Below are 21,361 nucleotides of genomic sequence, written 5' to 3'. Positions count from 1 at the left end.
TTATCCAAATACTAGGAGGTTAACAAAATGACAACTAAACCAGTAAACTTTATTAAGCAAACCTTGAAAAATGGAAAAGCCTTCCGAATCAAAAGAACTTCTATTCTAGCCTTAGAAGAAAAGGGAAATTATACAGTTGTCTATTTTCAAAGTGGTCAAGTACATGTATTGGAAACTGTATTCGATATTGAAGGAATGATATTTTTAATCAAGCAAAGGGGAGAATATAACATGGAAAAACGTACCAAAAGTAAATTAGATGGATTGACCGATAAACAAAGGGCATTCTGTATTTCATATGCAGGAACGGGAGTTATTAAGAAAGCCAGTGAACAAGTAGGAATACATGTTAAAACGGGTGAAAAGTATATGAAGAATGAACTGGTAAAAGCTTACATTCAAGAACTGTCAACTGTTAATGTAGAGGTTATGAGTGGACTTCAAATGCAGGAAGAGTTAACCAAGATGATACTTAACGGTAAGGATGAAGTAATAAACTTCCAAACTGGTGAAGTGGTAAAGGTTGCCACGCCAAACAGGGATAAAATAAAGGCTATTGAATTACTAGCTAAAATGAGTGGTCAATTACTTCCTGATAACCTTCATATACATGTATCGGAGAAACCACAGGAAATTATTGACTTGGAAAAGAAATGGGATGCAATCAACCGAAAGGAAGTTTATGCACCTAGCGAAGAAGACTTAGAGGAAATATTTGGAATTGGTGAAGACAGTGGAGAATAATGTTAGTAGTATCCTAGTGGAAGAAGATGGAACTATTGTTATTGATGTACATGGGGAAATTTGGAATGGAGAAGATGAAGTAACCAGCGGTATGTTCATTGGAAAATTTAAACATGCAGAACTACATGCAGTAAATGCCAATTATCACCGCATGAAGACAAAGGAAAATCTTGCCTATGGGTTACACTCCAATCACTACCAAACTATGAAACTTCCAAAAGAATCCAATTGGGTAAAGGCAATAGAAAAGTATCCAATAGGAAAAGTTATCCAAATTAAAAAGGTTAAGTTTGAAATCTTTAAAGTTGAAGTCAATTTACCAGTGGAAGCCTTTGGAAAAGGTGAGGACATTACCGAAATGGAAGATTTTTATATTGATGTATATTTCAGGCTAGAAGGAACGAAAGTAGACCCGTCACTTATCCAAACTATCTTATAAGGAGGAATAAAAATGACAGAATTTATTAACTCATTTAAAGGTTTAGAAAACGAAAGACTATCCTTTATACGTGATAACTATGGAACGGTTCATTTAGTGAATAATATAGTTAGTCGTGCATGGTTGAAAAAACATCATCCTGATTTTATCCAAGTACAATCTTATATAAGTAAGATGTTACAACCACACATACCTATTATTATGTGTACCGAACTTAACCTAACAGGAAACGAAATAAATGATTTAACCTTAGAAGACTTTTAGGGGATAGCTGTAACGGGTTATCTCCTTTTTTTGTACACAATTGGAACGGTATATTAGTACAACTAAATTTATGATATTATTTTATAAGGAATTACTTTCCATTTTTAATGGTTTTATGTGTGTCTATAGTGACTTTTATTTTGGAGGCTGTTTATGAAAGCAAATGAAATAGTTACAGTATTAAATCATTTTAAGGATTCAAGTTATCAAAGGGTATTTATAGACGGAACTTGGGGAATTGGGAAGACAAAATATGTTTTAGATTTTAAGAATGCACATTCCGATGCATGTTATGTATCCTTATTTGGAAAAAAAGATATAGAAAGCATTATTCAAGAAATATATTTTCAGATTGTTAATAGTGTACCAAACGGTAAATTTAAAAAATACTCTAGAAAGGTAAGAGAAATATTTAATAATGTCAACATCGAATTTCATGGATTGACTATTTCAGTTCCTCTTATAGAAAAATTGCATTCAACCTTGTATAAAGAGTTAGGTAAGAAAGGTACATATATAATTATATTTGATGATTTAGAAAGAAAACATCATGACCTAGATATAAAGGAAATATTAGGATTGATAGATAGTCTTGCTAAAATAGAAAATATAAAAACGGTTCTAATTGCAGCTACAGACCAGCTTGAAGAAGATGAAGAAACTTTTAAAAATTATAAGGAAAAAGCCATTGATAGGACTTATACAATAGAGGAATACGCAGATGAAGCACCTTTAAAAATCCTGGGTGAAGAGATATGGAAAGTCATAGGTATTATCGCTGAAGAATTTGAATTTAATAACTTGAGGACATTTGAAAAAACCAGTCTGTTTATTAAAGAGGTTATAGAAATTCTGGGTGAAGAAGTTTTTACTGATAAGTTTACAAGAGATGACGTTTACCGAATGTGTTTTGCAACTGTATTCTTTAATATTGAACATAAAGGCGAGATGAAATTATTAGATACTGATAAACCTAATAGTGAATTACGGAACGCTTTTTATTTAACCGATGAAAGTGGAGTAATTGAATATTTATATAATTACATTCTTAAGAACTCCTTGGATAATGTCATGTGTAAAAGTGTTTTTCATCATATAAGAAAATGGTATGAAACGGGTACGTATACTAAAGAAATTATAATTAATTTAATTGAATCTATTAATAGCTATAAAGAGAAGCCAAAAAGCTTCTATTCATCAGAAGAGGAAATACTTGATATTATTGAAAATACTAGAGAATACATTAGAAATCTAAACGGGACTGAACCACTGGATGATATTATATCCAAATTAAACACTGCATTAGCTTGGTGTGAAGTGTTATCCGATGATTTTGGAATTAGTGTTGAAGAAATAGTAAAATTGGTAGATGAAAATATACCTAATAAAATCGATTTAACAAAGAGTAGTTATCAAAATGGTATTGATTTATGGGACTATCATATTGAAAGTGAAGAAGCAAGAAAAGTAGTCAAGTCTATTAGCGAAGCTTTAAAGGTTGAATATTATAATCTATTGGTAAATCAAATAAGAGATTGTTTTATTCAAAAATCATACAACGAGTATCTATATTTAATACAACTTCAAGACTCAATAATTTCAATTAAAGATAACCCAATTAGAGATATTGTAGTAAAAAGCATAAGGGATAACCAATTCTTTTTTCCTATCCCTTCAGGGAGAATTACCGAAGAACATTGGTACTGGTGTCGTAGAATCAATGTATTGATTAGAGATATTGAAGAACATTGGGGAATAGAAAATTATTATGATGATTTTAAGTCTTATATTTACGGATTAGAAATCAATAAACAAGACAATATACTTCAACATAGATTAAGACACCTTTTTGAGAAAAATTAAGAATCAGTAGAGGGGTATGAATTAATTTGGGGAAACGTAATGGTAAATCTAATAACCAAAATATCGAAAAAAGAGAATTACACTTTCATTTATATTTACGTCCTAGTTTAAAAGAAGACTATATTCGCATTTTCGATGTATTAGCAGATAACCATGCCCGTATATATAAAGCTGTATATGAACGGTTAAAGACTAATACCGAGGTTGTTGCAAATGAATTTAAAGAAGAAGCCGAACGTATGCTAAATGGCAGTTTCCATCCCGAATACTCGGACTATGGAGATTTTATGGAGTCAGTAAGGGATTATGTGCTTGACAGACTTGACGAACAATTCCTTATGCACTATCAGTTTGAACTAATGTCATTAAGTAACCTATATCAGGTATTTGAACAACAATTAAGGCAATGGCTATTTAACGAAATGACTCATAATGAAAATGAATATATTAATCAAGTTAAATTTTACCTTGAAAATGATAAAGGTGAAGATGTCTATGGTGAGTTTTACAGTAATTTCGGGAAACTCACTAATTTACTTAGAGAATTAAAGTTAACATTTGAGACTTGGTTCGGTGAGGAACTTATTGTAGAAACAGACACATGGAAAACTATTCGGGAATGTAATTTGTTGTCAAATACATATAAGCATGGCAGTGGTCTTTCTGCTAAAAAATTAAATACTCTTTATCCCCAATACTTTGAAAAAGTAAATAAAACTCGTCTTATGGATTTGTACCGTACAACTAACTTAGAACGGGTATTGGATGTTAACAATATATCCTTTGAAAAATATTGCAATGCTATGAAAGAATTTTGGGAAAACATGAGGGAACATCAATATGGTAGTAAGATGGAGAATATAGACATTTCTTCGGAAAAAGAATAATTCATGGATAATTAATAGAAAAACCGTTTAAAGAAAAACTTACTATTGGCTTCCTCTTTTGGGGAAGTCTTTTTTTATAATCAAATAGGCAATAAATGAATACTTGAAACGACTTCATAGAAAGGGGATTGTGAAAATGGTTGATTTACATAACCCTTGAGAGGGGAAACGGTAATATTCATTGGGATTTCCGCAAACAGGAAATGAAATCAACTTGAGTTTGCCATAATCCTGCCTTATACTTATAGGGTTGAAGATTACGTAAAAAAACTCATTAACTTACGGAAAAATCTCAATAATAGCAAGGAGTTGACTTAATAATATGAATGAGAAGCAAAGAATAGATAATACTCAAGTAACTCCTTCGGACAAAAAATCCGAAAAGGACTACAGCCAGTATTTCCAAGCAGTGTATATGCCTCCTTCATTAAAGGAAGCGAAAAAGCGCGGGAAAGAAGAAGTAAAGTATGATGGCTTCTCGATTCCAGAAGAATTTCGAGGAATGGGACATGGTAAGAAGTTTTATATTCGCACATACGGATGTCAAATGAATGAACATGATACTGAGGTAATGGCTGGTATTTTCATGGCACTAGGCTATGAACCAACAGATGGTGTTGAAGATGCGAATGTAATCCTGTTAAACACTTGTGCAATTCGTGAAAACGCAGAAAACAAAGTGTTCGGAGAACTTGGTCACTTTAAAACATTAAAAAAGAAAAGACCGGATTTATTATTAGGGGTTTGTGGTTGTATGTCACAGGAAGAATCTGTTGTAAACCGTATTTTAAAGGTTCATCCGTTTGTTGACATGATTTTTGGTACACATAATATCCACCGTTTGCCTAACATTCTAAATGAAGCATATCTTTCTAAAGAAATGGTTGTAGAAGTATGGTCTAAAGAAGGGGACGTAATAGAAAACCTTCCAAAAGTCCGTAAAGGGAATATTAAGGCATGGGTAAACATTATGTATGGTTGTGATAAATTCTGTACGTACTGTATCGTACCATACACACGTGGTAAAGAGCGTAGCCGTCGTCCTGAAGAAATTATCCAAGAGGTCCGTCATCTAGCTGCACAGGGCTATAAAGAAGTAACCCTTCTTGGGCAAAACGTTAATGCTTACGGTAAGGATTTTGAAGACATTAATTATGGTTTAGGCGATCTAATGGATGAAATTTCTAAAATTGATATTCCTAGACTTCGCTTTACTACAAGCCATCCGCGTGATTTTGATGATCACTTAATCGAAGTTTTAGCAAAGGGTGGAAATCTGTTAGATCATATTCACTTACCAGTACAATCTGGAAGCACGGATATTCTGAAAATAATGGCACGTAAATATAGTCGTGAACATTATTTAGAACTAGTTCGTAAAATTAAGGAAGCAATGCCAAATGCATCCCTTACAACGGATATCATTGTAGGCTTCCCAAATGAAACAGATGAGCAATTTGAAGAAACGTTATCTCTATACCGTGAAGTAGAATTTGATAGTGCCTATACGTTTATCTATTCACCTCGTGAAGGTACTCCGGCTGCTAAAATGCAGGATAATGTACCTGATGAAGTTAAAAAGGAACGTCTTCAACGTTTAAATGCTCTTGTAAATGAAATATCTGCAAAGAAATTAAAAGAATACGAAGGCAAGATTGTAAATGTTCTTGTTGAAGGCGAAAGTAAAAAGAACCCTGATGTTTTAGCAGGTTACACGGAAAAAAGTAAGCTAGTAAACTTCAGAGCACCTAAATCTGTTATTGGGCAAATTATAAAGGTGAAAATTACGAAAGCAAAAACATGGACGCTTGATGGAGAAATGATAGAAGAAGCGGTTGAGGTGAAATAAGATGACATTATATACAAAAGACGATATTGTAGCAAAAGCTCGTGAGTTAGCGCAAATGATTTCTGAATCAAATGAGGTTGATTTCTTTAAACGTGCTGAGGCACAAATCAACGAAAATCAAAAAGTACGGGAAATGATTGCAAGTATTAAAAGTCTTCAAAAACAAGCTGTTAACTTTCAACATTATGGGAAACATGAAGCATTGAAACAAGTTGAAGCAAAAATTGATAAAATTCAAAATGAATTGGATGAAATTCCAATTATTCAAGAATTCCAAGAATCACAAATAGAAGTAAATGACTTACTTCAATTAGTTTCACATACAATTTCAAACAAAGTTACGAATGAAATTATTACGTCAACAGGTGGAGATCTTTTAGCAGGAGAAACAGGATCTAAAGTTAAAAATTCATCTGGTGGTAGCTGTTCATAAAAATGCATATGATACAAAGTAAGAGAGGTGGGTTAACCCATCTCTCTTTACTTTGTATTTTTTTAGTTGTTTTCTATTATTGCTCAATCTATATGCAATTGTGGTTCTTTCTCACACCTTAATAGCTTGCAAGTAAGTTTTATTTTTCTTTCCAAAAAAGATTAGGCTTAAGTATTTTTAGATAATCATGCACCTTTTTTCTTTTTTAGGCACATATTTATCACCCTCAGCATACAATGAACTATAGGTTTCATGTATTGGCGTAACATGTCATCATTTCAGTCAATTATTTTGGCACAATCATTACTAGCCTAGCATAGGATTAAAAGAAGATTCATTGAGGAGGGTATGCTCGAATGTCTGAATACAGAGAAATAATTACAAAAGCAGTTGTTGCGAAAGGACGCAAATTTTCACAATGTACACATACGATTTCACCATCGCAAAAACCTGCGAGCATTTTAGGTGGCTGGATTATTAACCATAATTATGATGCTCAAAAGAATGGTAAAACAGTTGAAGTAGAGGGTACTTACGATATTAACGTTTGGTATTCTTACAATGAAAACACAAAAACAGAGGTTGTAACCGAACGCGTAGAATATGTAGATGTTATAAAGTTAAGATATAAAGATGATAACTTTATTGATGATGAGCATGAAGTAATCTGTAAAGTATTACAACAACCAAACTGCTTAGAAGTAACGATTTCACCAAATGGAAACAAAATAATCGTTCAAGCAGAACGTGAGCATCTGGCAGAAGTAATTGGGGAAACGAAAGTGTGTGTACATGTAAATCCCCATGGCTGTGATGATGACGAAGAGTGGGAAGAAGAGCTAGATGATGAATTTGAAGATTTAAATCCAGAATTTCTAGTTGGAGATGTAGAGGAATAACTAGGAGGAATTGTCCTCCTAGTTTTCTTTATATCCTCAAAATCTATATTCAGTTGTTTTGTCGGACAAGTCTTTATGATGCACTATCTTGGTTGTTTAATCCCCATTGCTATTTTCACTGTCCTCCAGATAGCTCTTTCCACGTACACCGCATTATTAAAGAAGTTTCGCGAGATTCCTATGTTTCCCTTTTGTTAAAATCACAAGAATATGTCGATATATGTTATAATAAACAGTGATTTTTAAAGAACGTTATGGTGATATTGGAGGATAAACATGGCTACTTACACGCCGATGATACAGCAATATTTAAAGGTTAAGGCAGACTATCAAGATGCCTTTTTATTTTTTCGTTTAGGTGATTTTTATGAAATGTTTTTCCAGGATGCGATTCAAGCTTCACAGGAACTAGAAATTACTTTAACAAGTCGCGATGGTGGGGGAGAAGAGCGGATCCCAATGTGTGGAGTTCCATATCATGCTGCACCTTCGTATATTGAACAGTTAATCTTAAAAGGTCATAAAGTTGCAATCTGTGAGCAAACAGAGGATCCTAAGCAAGCAAAAGGTGTTGTGAGAAGAGAGGTTGTTCAGCTTATTACACCTGGTACGGTGATGGATGGAAAAGGGCTTCATGATAAAGAAAACAACTATATAGCCTCTATTACAGCCTTTGATACACAGATTGGACTGGCGCTAAGTGATTTAACAACTGGTGAAAATCTTGTAGCCATTTGCTCGAACTTTGATGAGCTATTAAACGAAATCTATTCAGTAGGAGCAAAGGAAGTTGTCATCTCAAGAGACTTTCCTGATGAATGGAAAAAACAACTGATTGATCGCTGTCAAGCAACATTATCGTATGAAGCAGAGACAACAATTTCTTCTGATTTTGAAGGGATTCTTGGGGAATTACATGATGAGCGACTTACCTGCACATTTGGAAGACTGTTAACCTATCTACAACGTACGCAAAAGCGTAGTCTTGATCATCTACAAAAGGTGAAGGTTTATTATCTACAAGATTCAATGAAAATTGACCTTTATTCAAAACGGAACTTAGAGTTAACCGAAACAATACGTTCCAAAGGGAAAAAAGGATCATTACTTTGGCTCCTGGATGAAACGAAAACAGCAATGGGCGGAAGATTACTTAAACAGTGGGTGGATAAGCCTCTTGTTGATCGCACAAAAATTGAAGCTCGGCTTACTATGGTTGAAACATTTATTGCAAACTACTTTGAACGCGAAGATTTGAGAACTTTACTTAAAGAGATATATGACTTAGAAAGGCTAGCGGGCAGAGTCGCTTTTGGAAATGTGAATGCTCGAGATTTAGTTCAATTAAAAAAGTCACTCCAACAGGTTCCAGCTATTGAAGAGCTATGCAGGTCCTTACAAAACGATGTCTATCTATCAGAACGCTTAGATTCTTGTGAGGACTTAAGCAATCTATTAGAGGAAGCTATAGTTGAAAACCCTCCTCTTTCTATTAAGGAAGGGAATATTATGAAGGACGGCTTTCATACTCAGCTTGACCAATACCGTGATGCAAGTCGGAACGGAAAAACATGGATTGCTCAACTCGAGCAACAAGAGCGTCAAAAAACAGGAATTAAATCACTGAAAATCGGCTATAATCGAGTGTTTGGCTATTATATTGAAGTAACGAGAGCAAATCTTCATTTATTACAGGAAGGTATGTATGAGCGCAAGCAGACCTTAACAAATGCTGAACGCTTTATTACTCCTGAATTAAAGGAAAAAGAGACGCTAATATTAGAAGCGGAAGAAAAGATTGTTGAACTTGAGTACCAGTTATTTGTTGATTTACGAGAACAGGTGAAACAATATATTCCTAGATTACAGGTGTTAGCGAAGCGATTAAGTGAGTTAGATGTCCTTCAATGTTTTGCGACAGTTAGTGAAAACCGTCATTATTGTAAGCCAATATTTTCAAAAACAACTGAGCTCTTCATAAAGGACGGACGCCATCCAGTTGTCGAAAAAGTGATGGATTCACAGGAATATGTGCCAAATGATTGTTATTTAAATGAAGATCGTCAAATGCTACTTATTACTGGTCCAAATATGTCAGGGAAAAGCACATATATGCGTCAAGTTGCCTTAACAGCAATATTAGCGCAAATTGGTTGTTATGTTCCTGCTTCAGAGGCAGTACTACCAATTTTTGATCAAATATTCACTAGAATTGGTGCTGCAGATGATTTAATTTCTGGACAAAGTACATTTATGGTGGAAATGCTTGAAGCTAAAAATGCAATCGCAAATGCTACTTCACAAAGTTTAATCCTTTTCGATGAAATTGGAAGAGGAACATCAACTTATGACGGAATGGCACTTGCCCAAGCTATTATTGAACATATACATGAACAAATTGGGGCAAAAACATTATTTTCAACGCACTATCATGAGTTAACGATCCTTGATGGGCAATTAAGCTCATTAAATAATATCCATGTTAAAGCAATTGAAGAGAATGGCAAAGTAGTATTCCTTCACAAAATTGAAGAAGGTCCCGCTGATAAAAGCTATGGTATTCATGTAGCCGAATTAGCTGACCTTCCCAAATCGTTAATAAAGCGAGCTAAGGAAATTTTATCAGAATTAGAAGCAGACAAATTATTGACAGAAACAGTTGAAAAGAAAACGGTTGTGAAAGAAGATCTGTTGACTGACTCGCAACTTTCTTTATTTGCTGAAGAAAATCCAGTACCCAAAAAAGCTCCTACTCTATCAAAAAAAGAACAAGCTGTCATAGAACTATTAAAGTCTATGAATCTGTTAGAAATGACACCACTCGATGCAATGAATGAATTGTATCAACTACAGAAAAAAATAAAATAAAGTCCCACATCTGACCTCATACCTCTTGATGGTTAAATGAACAGACTTTGTATAAAAAGTTATGAAACTAACAAAATGAAAAGGGCGGTGAGATTCTTGGGAAAGATTATTCGCCTCGATGACCAGCTATCAAATAAAATTGCCGCAGGTGAGGTTGTTGAACGACCAGCTTCGGTTGTAAAAGAACTATTAGAGAATGCGATTGATGCTAATAGCACGATTGTAGAAATTGAGATTGAAGAAGCGGGCTTAGGTAAAATAAGAATTCTTGATAATGGTGATGGAATTGAACAAGATGATTGCCTAAATGCTTTTCATCGTCATGCCACAAGTAAGATTAAAGATGAAAATGACCTCTTTCGAATTAGAACATTGGGGTTTAGAGGTGAGGCTTTACCTAGTATCGCCTCTGTATCAATGCTTGATATGAAAACGAGCACTGGTAGTGGTGCAGGAACAAACCTCGTTTTAACCGGTGGGAAAATGGAGAAACATGAATCAACCGCAAGCCGAAAAGGCACGGACATTACGGTTAGAAATTTATTTTTTAATACACCAGCACGCTTGAAATATATGAAAACCGTTCATACAGAGTTAGGTAACATCACAGACATTGTGAATCGTATAGCCCTTGCTCATCCACATGTATCAATTCGTCTCGTTCATAATGGCAAAAAGCTCTTACACACAAATGGAAATGGTGATGTACGACAAGTATTGGCCGCGATTTATGGTATGTCGATTGCTAAAAAAATGAAAAAGATATCGTTAGAGTCACTTGATTTCGAAGTAAATGGTTATGTGGCACTTCCAGAAATAACAAGAGCATCTCGAAACTATATCTCGACCATTATTAATGGGCGTTTTATTAAAAACTACCCACTAGTAAAAGCCATTCAACAAGGCTATCACACATTGTTACCGATTGGTCGTTTTCCAATTGTTTTTTTAGAAATAAGAATGGATCCAATCCTTGTTGATGTCAATGTTCATCCATCAAAGCTAGAGGTTAGATTAAGTAAAGAAGCTGAACTAAATGAACTAATAACTAAAGGGATTCGCGATGTATTTAGACAGCAACAGCTCATTCCATCTGTTGAAACACCTAAGGCACAAAGAGTAAAAACAACCGATGAACAGCAACATTTTACTTTTGATCACTCATCAGAAATTTCATCTCAACAACAAAAATCGATTAATCCTTTTCATCATCCGACTGTTGTAAAAGAAAATCCATTTGAAACAATAGCTCAAATACCTGTAACTAGTGAGGTGAAGGCTACAGAAAATGAAATGGAAGTGGATCCTTTCGAAGTAGAACAAGAAGAATCGTCACAACAATGGGAACAACCGTTTGGAGATGAAGAATTAGTCGAGGATGAATCATCTAGTAAAGAAGAGGTAAAAGAAACTATTTCCTTAAGTGAGCGGGTTCCACCATTGTATCCAATCGGACAAATGCACGGAACCTACATTTTAGCCCAAAATGAATGTGGCCTCTTTATCATTGATCAACACGCTGCCCAAGAACGAATTAAATATGAATTTTATCGTGAAAAGGTTGGAGAAATTCATTCAGAGGTTCAAGAGCTATTAGTACCATTAACTTTTGAATATTCAAATGATGAAACAATGATCATCGAAGCACACATTGACACTCTCGCCAAGGTTGGTATTTTCCTAGAACCATTTGGTCGAAATAGCTACATTGTCAGATCACACCCACAATGGTTCCCAAGGGGCGATGAAGCGACAACAATTGAAGAGATTATTCAACAAGTACTTGAAGAGAAAAAAATTGATATTAAAAAACTTCGCGAAGAGGCAGCCATTATGATGAGCTGTAAAGCTTCGATTAAGGCAAACCATCATTTACGTAACGATGAAATCTTTGCTTTACTTGAGACATTAAGAAAAACGTCTGATCCATTTACTTGTCCGCATGGACGACCGATTATTGTTCATTACTCAACTTATGAGATGGAGAAGATGTTTAAACGAGTTATGTAATAGGACAAATTTTCGCAGTAGTGTGTATAAGTGTGTTTTGATATTTAGAGAAAAAGAAGAATAATTTCTTAAGTCGACATTAATTTGTTGGCTTTTTTCTTGTTTATTTTATGTCGAAATTGAAAGTATGAGTGTTAAAAAGTGCTGATAAACCCTTATATATCAGTATTTGTGTCAATGCGATGTATGAGGAGAAGTTTCCGCATTAATTGTTATAAGATTACGTTAGTTTACCAGTATCATATTTTCTAACCAAATAGGTCCATGTCCATTTCAGACCTAAACTAAAATTCATAACCTAATAGTAACAGGAGGGAATGAATTTATGGCGATTAATGATGAATCGGTTTGTCAACAGTTTGCAGGAATTATCGGTGGCCAAGAGGGATTCGCCGGTGGAAAATGCGTAGCAACAATAAATCGAGATGATATAAATGCTACAATCTTGGGAAAGCGTTTTAGAGTAACAACTTCTTTCTCATACGAATCAAGAGATAATTCTGGAAGAGCCTTGTGTCTAGGCAGGATAGCACTCTTGGAAAAAGAAGTAGGTGGATTTGTTGCTGCAATTCTTAATCAAGGAATAAAAGTTTCGTCGGTACACAACGAGTGGTTGTTTGATAATCCGAATTTGATTTACGTTAATATTGAAGACATTGATGATCCACTAATTTTTGCAAGAAAGGTCAGAAGAGCGTTAAGAAACTAACTGAGGTCTTTAGTTGTAAAGTGGAGAAAAGAGTGATGTTCAAAATAGCAAATTCCTTATTGCTTAAAGTTTGCATAACGTGTTAAAGCCTGGAAATAATAAGCAAGAATGAAATATCGTTCTAGGGAGACCATTATGCAACAACAAAAAATAAGTGCACTTCAACTCTTTTATGTCATAGTGGGATTCGAAATTGGAACCGCGATCATTTTGGCAATAGGGGCTGGAGCAAAGCAGGATGCATGGTTGGCAATTCTGATTAGTATGTTAAGTGGTCTGATTCTAATAGGTGTTTTTACACAATTATCACTTTATTATCCGAATGATACATTATTTTCAATGCTACCAAAAATCATTGGAAAGTACCTTTCTTATCCAATTATATTAATTTATATTTTTTACTTTATCTATTTAGCAGCAACGGTTTGTCGTGATTTCGGGGATTTAATTTCTTCTACATTGTTAGTTGAAACCCCAACATTCGTAGTGATTAGTAGCTTTATGGTGTTAGTGATCTATTGTCTTCGTGGTGGAGTTGTGACATTTGTAAGAATGGGAGAAATGGTATTTCCACTATACATTATATCTTTGATTATTCTTTGGATATTATTATTAAGTGTGGAAGATTTTAATCTAAATAATCTTACTCCTATAATGGGGAATGGATTAAGGCCAATTTTGAAAGAGGTATATCCTGGTATTATAAACTTTCCTTTTGGAGAAACGATTATCATTATGATGTTTATTCCTTATTTAAATAACAAACAAATAATTAGAAAGCTAGGGATGACTGTAATTTTAGTCGGTGGGTTAATACTTACAATTAATACAATTTTGGTTTTATCTGTCTTAGGTCCGGAAATTTATGGTGAAAAATCTTTCCCTTTAATAATAGCTACTAAAATGGTTTCTATTGCAGATTTCCTTGAACGATTTGATGCATTGGTTATTTTAATGATGGTATCAGGGGTATTTTTTAAAGTTGGCGGTTGTATATTTGGCGCTGCTGTTGCAATCTCCCAATTAGTTAAGTTAAATCATACTAAATCGGTAATACTCGGTTTGGGAACCATTATTTCTCCATTATCATTATTAATTGCAACGAATTTTGTTGAATATTTGAAAATTGCCTATAGTTATTTTATTCCCTATCTTTTCGTGCCACTACAAATAATCGTACCAATAATACTGCTATGTATTGCATTTATCCGTAAAAAATTAAACCTTGGTAATTCGTCTACCTGAAGTTCAATTTATTATTGAAGATTATGTTGATAAAGGGATTGGCATGTTTATAGAAGAAAAATCCAACGATGAAACAGAACGAATTTTCGTAAATTTGGATTAATTAAACGAGTTATGTAATAAAACCAGTATTTATATTTTAAAAATCTAAGGGGATGACTCAAAAGGGTCTGACCCCACACAACAATACCGATATATAGCACTTTCATTTTCATTAAGGGCTATATATTTTATTTGTGGGGTCTGACCTTTTGGTTTTGAGTCAGCCTCTTTTTTGATTTTACAAAATTATAAGTTCGAGTTATTTGGATAACACTTTAACATCTAACTTCTGCGCTAGAGCAGAAGTGAACTTCAAACTCATCCTTACGCTAAGTTTACATCGAATCTCTTACGATCTTTATGTTTCCTTTGCCGCAAATTAACGGCCAGTAAATGATAACTTGCCCATAAAGGTCCGATAAGTCTCACTTTATCTCATACTTAGGGCTCCAGACCATACGTACCTAAACAGGCGTTTGTTCTTTTGTATTATTTAACCGCCAATCTCATCCGATAGCTAAATAGTACGTCACAACTTTCACCTGCAAATGACTCCTTCACTTGATCTTTAAAATCATTAACTGCTTCATGCAAGTCATCGGCACCTAGTTGTATCGCAGTTTGTAATCCTCCATTGCTAAAAGCAATATTTGCATATCGTGTTGCATCACATTTTTCCCAATGATGGAAGACAATTTCCTTTGAAAAACGAAATAGGTTTGACTCACGAATTTTCTGTAGATGCTCAGACTTTTTCCATCTGTAAGGTTGTTCGTCCTTTTCAGTCAACTGCATTAATTTCTTATTGACGAGCGATATCAGTTGTTTGTATTGTTCCTCGATTAACCAGTCAAAGGTAGGTGGCCAGTCACAATCGTATGCAGCGAATACTCCTCCACCACGAAGGACACGGGAAAATTCTTGTAATGTACTGTGTGGATCCATCCAATGAAAGGATTGCGAGCATGTCACGACGTCAACAGATTCTGTTGGTAAATCTAATTGATGTGAAAATCCTTTTATAAATTGTATGTTCGACGGCTCATCAAACTCTTGCAATTTTGCAAGTGCCACATTTCTCATGTCATTATTTGGCTCGAACCCAATAATGGAGTTAGCTTCATGTACCCATAAAAATGTAGAAAGACCAGTGCCACAGCCCACATCTATAACAGTTTTAGGTTGTCTTCGTAAGTATTTTTTAACGATCTCTATAATATCTTGAGGTGGTATAGGACGATTTTTATCATATAGTGTCCCAAATCCCTGAAATCGCTTCACATTATTTCGTATATGTTCATTCACTAAACCATCAACCCTATCTAATATTTTCTTTTTAGAAACTAAAATTCAATAACGGTGGAGTATCGTTAATATATTCTTTATTCATCTCTCTAAACCTTCTCAAACTGACTGGTTTGTAAATGCTTCCTTTCTTTGGAGAACCAAATACGAATTATTGAATACTATAACAAAAAGGGAAAGGAACATCCTTATGCTTATACTACTGATTTATATGATGATTGGCGTAGTGTATTCAGTCTATAAAGTCAATGAGTTAAAGCGTCATGAGGTCGTCCTGATTAGTTTATTCTGGCCATTAGACTTGTTATTAAAATACATCAAGCTAGTTGACCATGTGAAAAAACAAAATAAGAGAATATAGGTTACCACTGTAATGGATTCCGATACTAAGCACTAAAAGTAAATCAAATAATGCTTAAAACGTGAAGTCACATAGGACTTCACGTTTTAACTTTTTTATTAAATCAACACTACAAATTAAGATGTTTATTTGTAATGATAGTTTCATAATATTATTATGTAAACAGTTTAGTTGGAAATTATTATTAATTCGATTTGGATGATATTTCTTCTATTAGTCAAAAATAGTAATCATTTCATTAAAAGGAATCATTTTACATGCAAAATGTTTACAATTATATTAAAAAGGGAACAATAATCTGGTGTTCAAGTAGTTCACATGATAAGATGATGAACGTAGAATCTATCTGGTGTGAAAGAGTGATTGTTTGTGGAGAAAAGGAAACTCGTCGTCATCATTGGTCCAACAGCAGTTGGAAAAACAAAACTAAGCATTGATTTAGCTCATCGCCTTAATGGTGAAGTTATTAGTGGTGATTCAATGCAAATTTATAAGAATATGGATATCGGGACAGCAAAGATCAAAGTAGATGAAATGGATGGTATACACCATCATTTAATTGATATAAAAAATCCTGATGAAGATTATTCTGTAGCTGAATTTCAGGCGACTGTCCGTCCTTTAATTGAAGAAATTTCAAATAAAGGGAAAACACCAATGATTGTTGGAGGTACAGGCTTATATATACAATCTGTTTTATATGATTATCAATTTACAGAAAACCCTACAGATCCTGAATTTAGGTCAAGGCTTGAAAAGGAGCTAGTGGAAAAGGGTGAAATAGCGCTTCATAAAATACTTGAAGAAATCGATCCTGAAGCAGCAAGTAAAATTCACCCAAATAATAGTAGAAGGGTGATTCGTGCCCTTGAGATTTATCACTGTACAAACAAAACTATGTCTGAATACATAAGAAGTCAAGAACAGGAACTGCTTTATGATGTAGCATTAATTGGGTTAACCATGGATCGAGAAGTGTTGTATGATCGTATTAATCAACGAGTTGATCTTATGATTAACCAAGGCTTAATTGAAGAAGTAAAGCAACTTTATAATCTAGGTATCCGTAATACTCAAGCGATCCAAGCGATTGGTTATAAGGAGTTATATGACTATTTTGATGGAAAAATAACCTACACTGATGTGATACAATTGCTGAAGCAAAATTCTAGAAGATATGCAAAACGTCAGTTGACCTGGTTTCGAAACAAGATGGATGTCAAATGGTTTGACATGACCCCACCAATCAAGCATGATAAAATGGTTGATGAAATTTTTACATATATTGCAGGAAAGCTTCAAGATTAATCGAATTAAAAGGTATAGAGAAAAGAGGAGGACGAAACATGAAACAATCTATCAACATTCAAGATCAAGTTCTTAATCAATTACGTAAGGATGGTACTTTTGTAACTGTATTTTTACTAAATGGATTTCAATTAAGAGGCCTAGTTAAGGGCTTTGATAACTTTACAGTTCTTTTAGAAACAGAAGGTAAACAACAACTTATTTATAAACATGCAATCTCTACTTTTTCACCACAAAAAAATATACAATTAGTGCTTGAATAAAAAATAGGAATGGAGCTGATGGTTAGTATCGTCAGCTCCATTCCAATTTCCCCTACATACTCATTACTAATACTTCGAAGTATCAATACTCCTAAAAAAGTTTCTACTATGGTGGTAAATTTCTAATAAATGAATATAAATAAAGGAATGAATATTTCTTGGGAAAGCGCAAAAAACAACATCCTTCATACATTTTCATCACGCTTGTCGAAGATTGAAAGCACATTATAGTTTATTAGTAAAAAGCCTAAGGATAAACAGTTTCAGATTGTGAGGTGAACATCTTTGGAACATGATCGAGCAGTTACTTATAAAACCAATGGACAGATTAATATCATATTAAATAATCAATCTAAAGACAAAATCGATGATAAAGTAAGCTCATCCTCCTATGACTTGAAAATCCCAAAAGTAGAAGGGAAGCATACAATTTTAAAAGAAATAGAAGCCGAAATGAGTTCCCTTGTAGGAATGAATGAAATGAAACGAATGATAAAAGAAATATATGCTTGGATTTTTATCAATAAAAAGCGTGAGGAACAAGGTTTAAAGGCTGGAAAACAAGCCCTCCATATGATGTTTAAGGGGAATCCAGGAACTGGTAAAACAACGGTAGCAAGGTTAGTTGGGAAGTTGTTTTTTCAAATGAATGTCTTGTCAAAAGGGCATCTAATTGAAGCTGAAAGAGCTGATCTTGTAGGAGAATATATTGGTCATACGGCACAAAAAACTCGTGATCTTATAAAAAAAGCACTAGGTGGAATCTTATTTATTGATGAAGCCTATTCACTTGCTAGAGGTGGGGAAAAAGATTTTGGCAAAGAAGCTATTGATACATTAGTAAAACATATGGAGGATAAACAACATGATTTTGTATTAATACTTGCAGGGTATCCAAGAGAAATGGAAAACTTTTTATCTCTAAATCCCGGACTATTGTCAAGGTTTCCACTAGTTGTAGATTTTCCTGATTATTCAGTTGATGATCTAATGGAAATTTCTGACCGGATGATGTCTGAGCGGGAATATCGCTTTAATGATGAGGCAGTAATAAAACTTAGGGAACATTTAATGTCTGTTAAAACGATGACACCTCCAGCAAAATTTAGTAATGGCCGATATGTTAGAAATATCATAGAGAAATCAATACGTTCTCAAGCAATGCGCTTATTACTTACAGATAAATATAACCGTGAGGACCTTCTAACAATTAAGGGCCAAGATTTAGTGTTAACAGATGAAAAGGCAAATTAACGAAGTCTGTAATGGAAAAAAGGTGATTGGCTCAACAAAAGAGACAATCACCTTTTTCTGTTTATCAGAAAACATTTTAAATTTTTCTAATTCTCATCATTTGCCGTTCTTTTTTTGACTCTTACGTCATACATGATATATCAGATTTAATTTTTTGGAGGTAAAAATGAAAGGAAAACTAATCACTTTCTTAATTCTACTTAGCGTGCTACTTGTACTTGGTGTTTACTTTTGGAAACCATCTGAAAAACTAGAAACAAATCAACCAATGAAAGATGAGGAAATGCAAGATTCATATAAAACCTTTACCTATGTTATTACTGAAATAAGTGGAAATGACTATTATGGTCAATCTCTTGATGGGACAACTAAAATTTACTTTAATCGTAAAAATGTGAAGTTCCCAATTGAAGATAACATTCAAGTGAAGGATAAAATATTGGCATATGTGGAATCTGAAAATCATATTGGTGGACTTGTGAAGATCGAGAAACTTGAATAAATGAGGATAAGGGTATAACTCAAGTGATATAAATGAGTTATACCCTTTTTTAGAATAAATATTTACTTTTAAAGGTTTTTGATCTTTTCAACAACACGAAAGCCTAATAAATGAGTTGGTTTTAAGGTACCTTGCGTGCTTTTTACCTTTCATCTGGCGGATATCTACGATAAGGTGTTATTTCTTCGGATATTTGATTATCTGATGAATTATCTATATGTTCTGAGTAATCTTGTGGATTATCTAAGTTGGTTATTTCTTCGTTTTGTGATGTTTCATTATTCCCATAATTGGAATTATTAGTAGGATTATTTTTATTTGTAGGAACATGTTCAGTTGGTGTTTTTGCATTGAAAAATCCCTTACCACTCTCAGGGTTTGAAATAACTCCTAAAGCAACCAATATACCTAATAATGCAGTAACATATGTGTCCCAACGCGTTAAATCAATCTGATACCCTAGATCATTAATGACCATATATAAAACAGATGCAATTGACACCCATAACCCATAATTTTTCCATTTCACGAATCATTCACACCTTTCAAAAAGATCGTTCATTATAACTTATTCTTCTCGTATAAAACCGTGAGGCTATATTTAATATAGACATAAATATAACTATAACTTGTTTTTAACCCAACAATTCTGTGTAGAAACAATGTAATAACAAAGATTTGTATACATTTCTTTATTTTTTATAGATTGAAATGAAAAAATATATAGAGTCATATATAAATAGCATTAAACTCATACTATTCATTCGAAAAAAGCTATAGAAATCAATATTGATAACGCTTTCAATATTTTTGTGACGATGATAAAATACAAAGTATAAGAGGGAGTGATCAGGATGAGTGATAACAAATTATTTTTAGAAGAGCTTAAATATCTTGTTGAAAATGAATTGTCACTTAACGAATATGTTATTGATCAATTACAGGAAGAGTTTGGTAAAAGCCCGTTTCTCATAACACAGCTTTATCAAATTTTAGCAAATAATCAAAAAATCCTACCGTTTTTTAATGATATAGAAGCAACAATATATGATTATATAGTGGATAAAGAAATGTCCCAAGAAAAAACATATTATGGAGCAACAATGTACGTAGCGGATATGTTTGATACAACTCAGACATATATTAAATGTAAAGTAAACCAATCAAGACATTCTCTTCAAAAAATTAGCTAATGTCACTAGAAACATGACACAGTGGTGCGTGTTTCTTTTTTTCTATTAAAAAGTAATGAGGCAGACATTATGCATTTAATTGTAAAATCAAAAAGAATGTATTTTAACACCAATTAAGTTTACATAATGTTATTATTTGTAACTATAAACAAAAAGAACAACTAATAAGTTGTTCTTCTCCTAATTCTTAGATTATTAGTATTATAGGCATATTTCTATAATGATTGTTCTTTTGATAATGTTTGTAAACTGCGATTTGGTAATTTCCAATTATACGTATAGGAAAATACACGGAGAACAACGATTCCAATGAATAAAATATATAATTCAATAGGTTGTTTGACAACTTCAAAACCGATTAGAAGCCCTGCAATTATCGCCCAAAATGCATAGATCTCTGCTCGAAGCACTAATGGTTTACGACCTGCTAGTAAATCTCTAACAATCCCTCCGCCACTTCCGGTTAGGACAGCTGCAACAACAACTGCACTTGTTGGATGACCCATGTTCACCGCATAAAGTGCTCCCTGAATGGCAAAGGCAGAAAGACCGATGGCATCAGTAAAGTTACCCCATTTATGCCAATGCTTTAATAAACTATGTGGAAAAAGAAATACAGTTGTCATTGCAAAAAGGGCAATTTGAAAGAGTACCCCTTGTTCCCATAATGCAGTGACCGGAACTCCAATTAAAAGGTTTCGAATTGCACCGCCACCAAATGCTGTGACAATACCTAGTATATATATCCCTAAAATATCATACTCCTCTTCCATTGCTACAATTGCTCCGCTTATTGCAAAAGCAATCGTCCCGATAATACTTAATACTTCCCATGTCATATCTCTTGAATCCTCCATGTCCGATCTCTTGTAGTTGAACTTGATTTTAAAGCTCAAATATGGAAAGGTCAATGATTTTTTCAT

At 33.7% G+C, this 21,361-nt stretch carries 20 protein-coding genes; 17 read left to right on the top strand and 3 right to left on the bottom strand.

Annotated features, from left to right (window positions below; translation table 11 throughout):
• Positions 1-27 precede the first annotated feature (27 nt).
• The 12 genes from WCV66_RS19345 to WCV66_RS19290 all read left to right on the top strand — a co-directional run bounded on the left by WCV66_RS19345 (position 28) and on the right by WCV66_RS19290 (position 14,210).
• Entirely contained in the window at positions 28-744 is a 717-nt protein-coding gene (locus WCV66_RS19345) for a terminase small subunit (protein ID WP_338786572.1), read from the top strand.
• Positions 734-1,183, top strand: coding sequence for a hypothetical protein (locus WCV66_RS19340; protein ID WP_338786571.1), 450 nt, complete (start codon positions 734-736; stop codon positions 1,181-1,183). The genes WCV66_RS19345 and WCV66_RS19340 overlap by 11 nt, the downstream gene beginning before the upstream one ends.
• A 12-nt stretch (positions 1,184-1,195) precedes the next feature.
• Complete coding sequence (locus WCV66_RS19335) at positions 1,196-1,447, top strand: hypothetical protein (protein ID WP_338786570.1); 252 nt, start codon at positions 1,196-1,198, stop codon at positions 1,445-1,447.
• Positions 1,448-1,600: 153 nt separating this feature from the next.
• Positions 1,601-3,310: a P-loop NTPase fold protein gene (locus tag WCV66_RS19330; RefSeq protein WP_338786569.1), complete on the top strand. Its 1,710-nt coding sequence runs from the start codon at positions 1,601-1,603 to the stop codon at positions 3,308-3,310.
• Between the two features lie 26 nt (positions 3,311-3,336).
• On the top strand, positions 3,337-4,197 hold the full coding sequence (locus tag WCV66_RS19325; protein ID WP_338786568.1) for a hypothetical protein: 861 nt from the start codon (positions 3,337-3,339) through the stop codon (positions 4,195-4,197).
• A gap of 322 nt (positions 4,198-4,519) precedes the next feature.
• Positions 4,520-6,046: a tRNA (N6-isopentenyl adenosine(37)-C2)-methylthiotransferase MiaB gene (gene miaB / locus WCV66_RS19320; RefSeq protein ID WP_338786567.1), complete on the top strand. Its 1,527-nt coding sequence runs from the start codon at positions 4,520-4,522 to the stop codon at positions 6,044-6,046.
• A gap of 1 nt (position 6,047) precedes the next feature.
• Positions 6,048-6,479 (top strand): RicAFT regulatory complex protein RicA family protein, encoded by a 432-nt coding sequence (locus tag WCV66_RS19315; RefSeq protein ID WP_066337542.1) that lies wholly within the window; start codon positions 6,048-6,050, stop codon positions 6,477-6,479.
• A 356-nt stretch (positions 6,480-6,835) separates the two neighbouring features.
• Positions 6,836-7,378 (top strand): outer spore coat protein CotE, encoded by a 543-nt coding sequence (gene cotE, locus WCV66_RS19310; RefSeq protein WP_066337541.1) that lies wholly within the window; start codon positions 6,836-6,838, stop codon positions 7,376-7,378.
• Positions 7,379-7,654: 276 nt separating this feature from the next.
• A complete protein-coding gene (gene mutS / locus WCV66_RS19305; RefSeq protein ID WP_338786566.1) occupies positions 7,655-10,246 on the top strand; it encodes a DNA mismatch repair protein MutS in 2,592 nt (863 codons plus the stop codon).
• 96 nt (positions 10,247-10,342) lie between these two features.
• Positions 10,343-12,256 (top strand): DNA mismatch repair endonuclease MutL, encoded by a 1,914-nt coding sequence (gene mutL, locus WCV66_RS19300; protein WP_338786565.1) that lies wholly within the window; start codon positions 10,343-10,345, stop codon positions 12,254-12,256.
• Positions 12,257-12,581: 325 nt separating this feature from the next.
• Positions 12,582-12,965 carry a DUF1259 domain-containing protein gene (locus tag WCV66_RS19295; protein WP_338786564.1) on the top strand — a complete coding sequence of 128 codons (384 nt, stop codon included), beginning with the start codon at positions 12,582-12,584 and terminating at the stop codon, positions 12,963-12,965.
• Between the two features lie 135 nt (positions 12,966-13,100).
• Entirely contained in the window at positions 13,101-14,210 is a 1,110-nt protein-coding gene (locus WCV66_RS19290; protein WP_338786563.1) for an endospore germination permease, read from the top strand.
• Positions 14,211-14,741: 531 nt separating this feature from the next.
• On the opposite strand, the gene WCV66_RS19285 is transcribed toward WCV66_RS19290, so the two are convergent.
• A complete protein-coding gene (locus tag WCV66_RS19285) occupies positions 14,742-15,557 on the bottom strand; it encodes a class I SAM-dependent methyltransferase (RefSeq protein WP_338786562.1) in 816 nt (271 codons plus the stop codon).
• A 730-nt stretch (positions 15,558-16,287) separates the two neighbouring features.
• On the opposite strand from WCV66_RS19285, the gene miaA reads away from it, so the two are divergent.
• The 4 genes from miaA (at position 16,288) to WCV66_RS19265 (ending at position 19,245) form a co-directional block, all read left to right on the top strand.
• Entirely contained in the window at positions 16,288-17,226 is a 939-nt protein-coding gene (miaA, locus tag WCV66_RS19280) for a tRNA (adenosine(37)-N6)-dimethylallyltransferase MiaA (RefSeq protein ID WP_338786561.1), read from the top strand.
• A 38-nt stretch (positions 17,227-17,264) separates the two neighbouring features.
• The gene (gene hfq / locus WCV66_RS19275; protein ID WP_066337522.1) at positions 17,265-17,489 is read left to right on the top strand and encodes an RNA chaperone Hfq; all 225 of its coding nucleotides are present in this window, start codon (positions 17,265-17,267) and stop codon (positions 17,487-17,489) included.
• Positions 17,490-17,774: 285 nt separating this feature from the next.
• Positions 17,775-18,743 (top strand): stage V sporulation protein K, encoded by a 969-nt coding sequence (gene spoVK, locus WCV66_RS19270; protein WP_066337521.1) that lies wholly within the window; start codon positions 17,775-17,777, stop codon positions 18,741-18,743.
• A gap of 166 nt (positions 18,744-18,909) precedes the next feature.
• Positions 18,910-19,245: a hypothetical protein gene (locus WCV66_RS19265; protein WP_338786560.1), complete on the top strand. Its 336-nt coding sequence runs from the start codon at positions 18,910-18,912 to the stop codon at positions 19,243-19,245.
• A gap of 142 nt (positions 19,246-19,387) precedes the next feature.
• Here the strand turns inward: WCV66_RS19265 and WCV66_RS19260 are convergent, their stop codons facing one another.
• The gene (locus WCV66_RS19260; RefSeq protein ID WP_066337516.1) at positions 19,388-19,774 is read right to left on the bottom strand and encodes a hypothetical protein; all 387 of its coding nucleotides are present in this window, start codon (positions 19,772-19,774) and stop codon (positions 19,388-19,390) included.
• 325 nt (positions 19,775-20,099) lie between these two features.
• Between WCV66_RS19260 and WCV66_RS19255 the strand changes: the two genes are divergently transcribed.
• Complete coding sequence (locus WCV66_RS19255; RefSeq protein WP_066337513.1) at positions 20,100-20,438, top strand: hypothetical protein; 339 nt, start codon at positions 20,100-20,102, stop codon at positions 20,436-20,438.
• A gap of 215 nt (positions 20,439-20,653) precedes the next feature.
• Here the strand turns inward: WCV66_RS19255 and WCV66_RS19250 are convergent, their stop codons facing one another.
• Entirely contained in the window at positions 20,654-21,277 is a 624-nt protein-coding gene (locus tag WCV66_RS19250; RefSeq protein ID WP_066338000.1) for a trimeric intracellular cation channel family protein, read from the bottom strand.
• Positions 21,278-21,361 lie beyond the last annotated feature (84 nt).

The sequence above is a fragment of the Metabacillus rhizosphaerae genome (genome assembly GCF_037201795.1).
In the GTDB taxonomy this organism is placed as follows: domain Bacteria; phylum Bacillota; class Bacilli; order Bacillales; family Bacillaceae; genus Metabacillus; species Metabacillus rhizosphaerae.
Note: the sequence above shows the minus strand (reverse complement) of the source record. Positions and strands in the feature narration are given on the sequence as shown.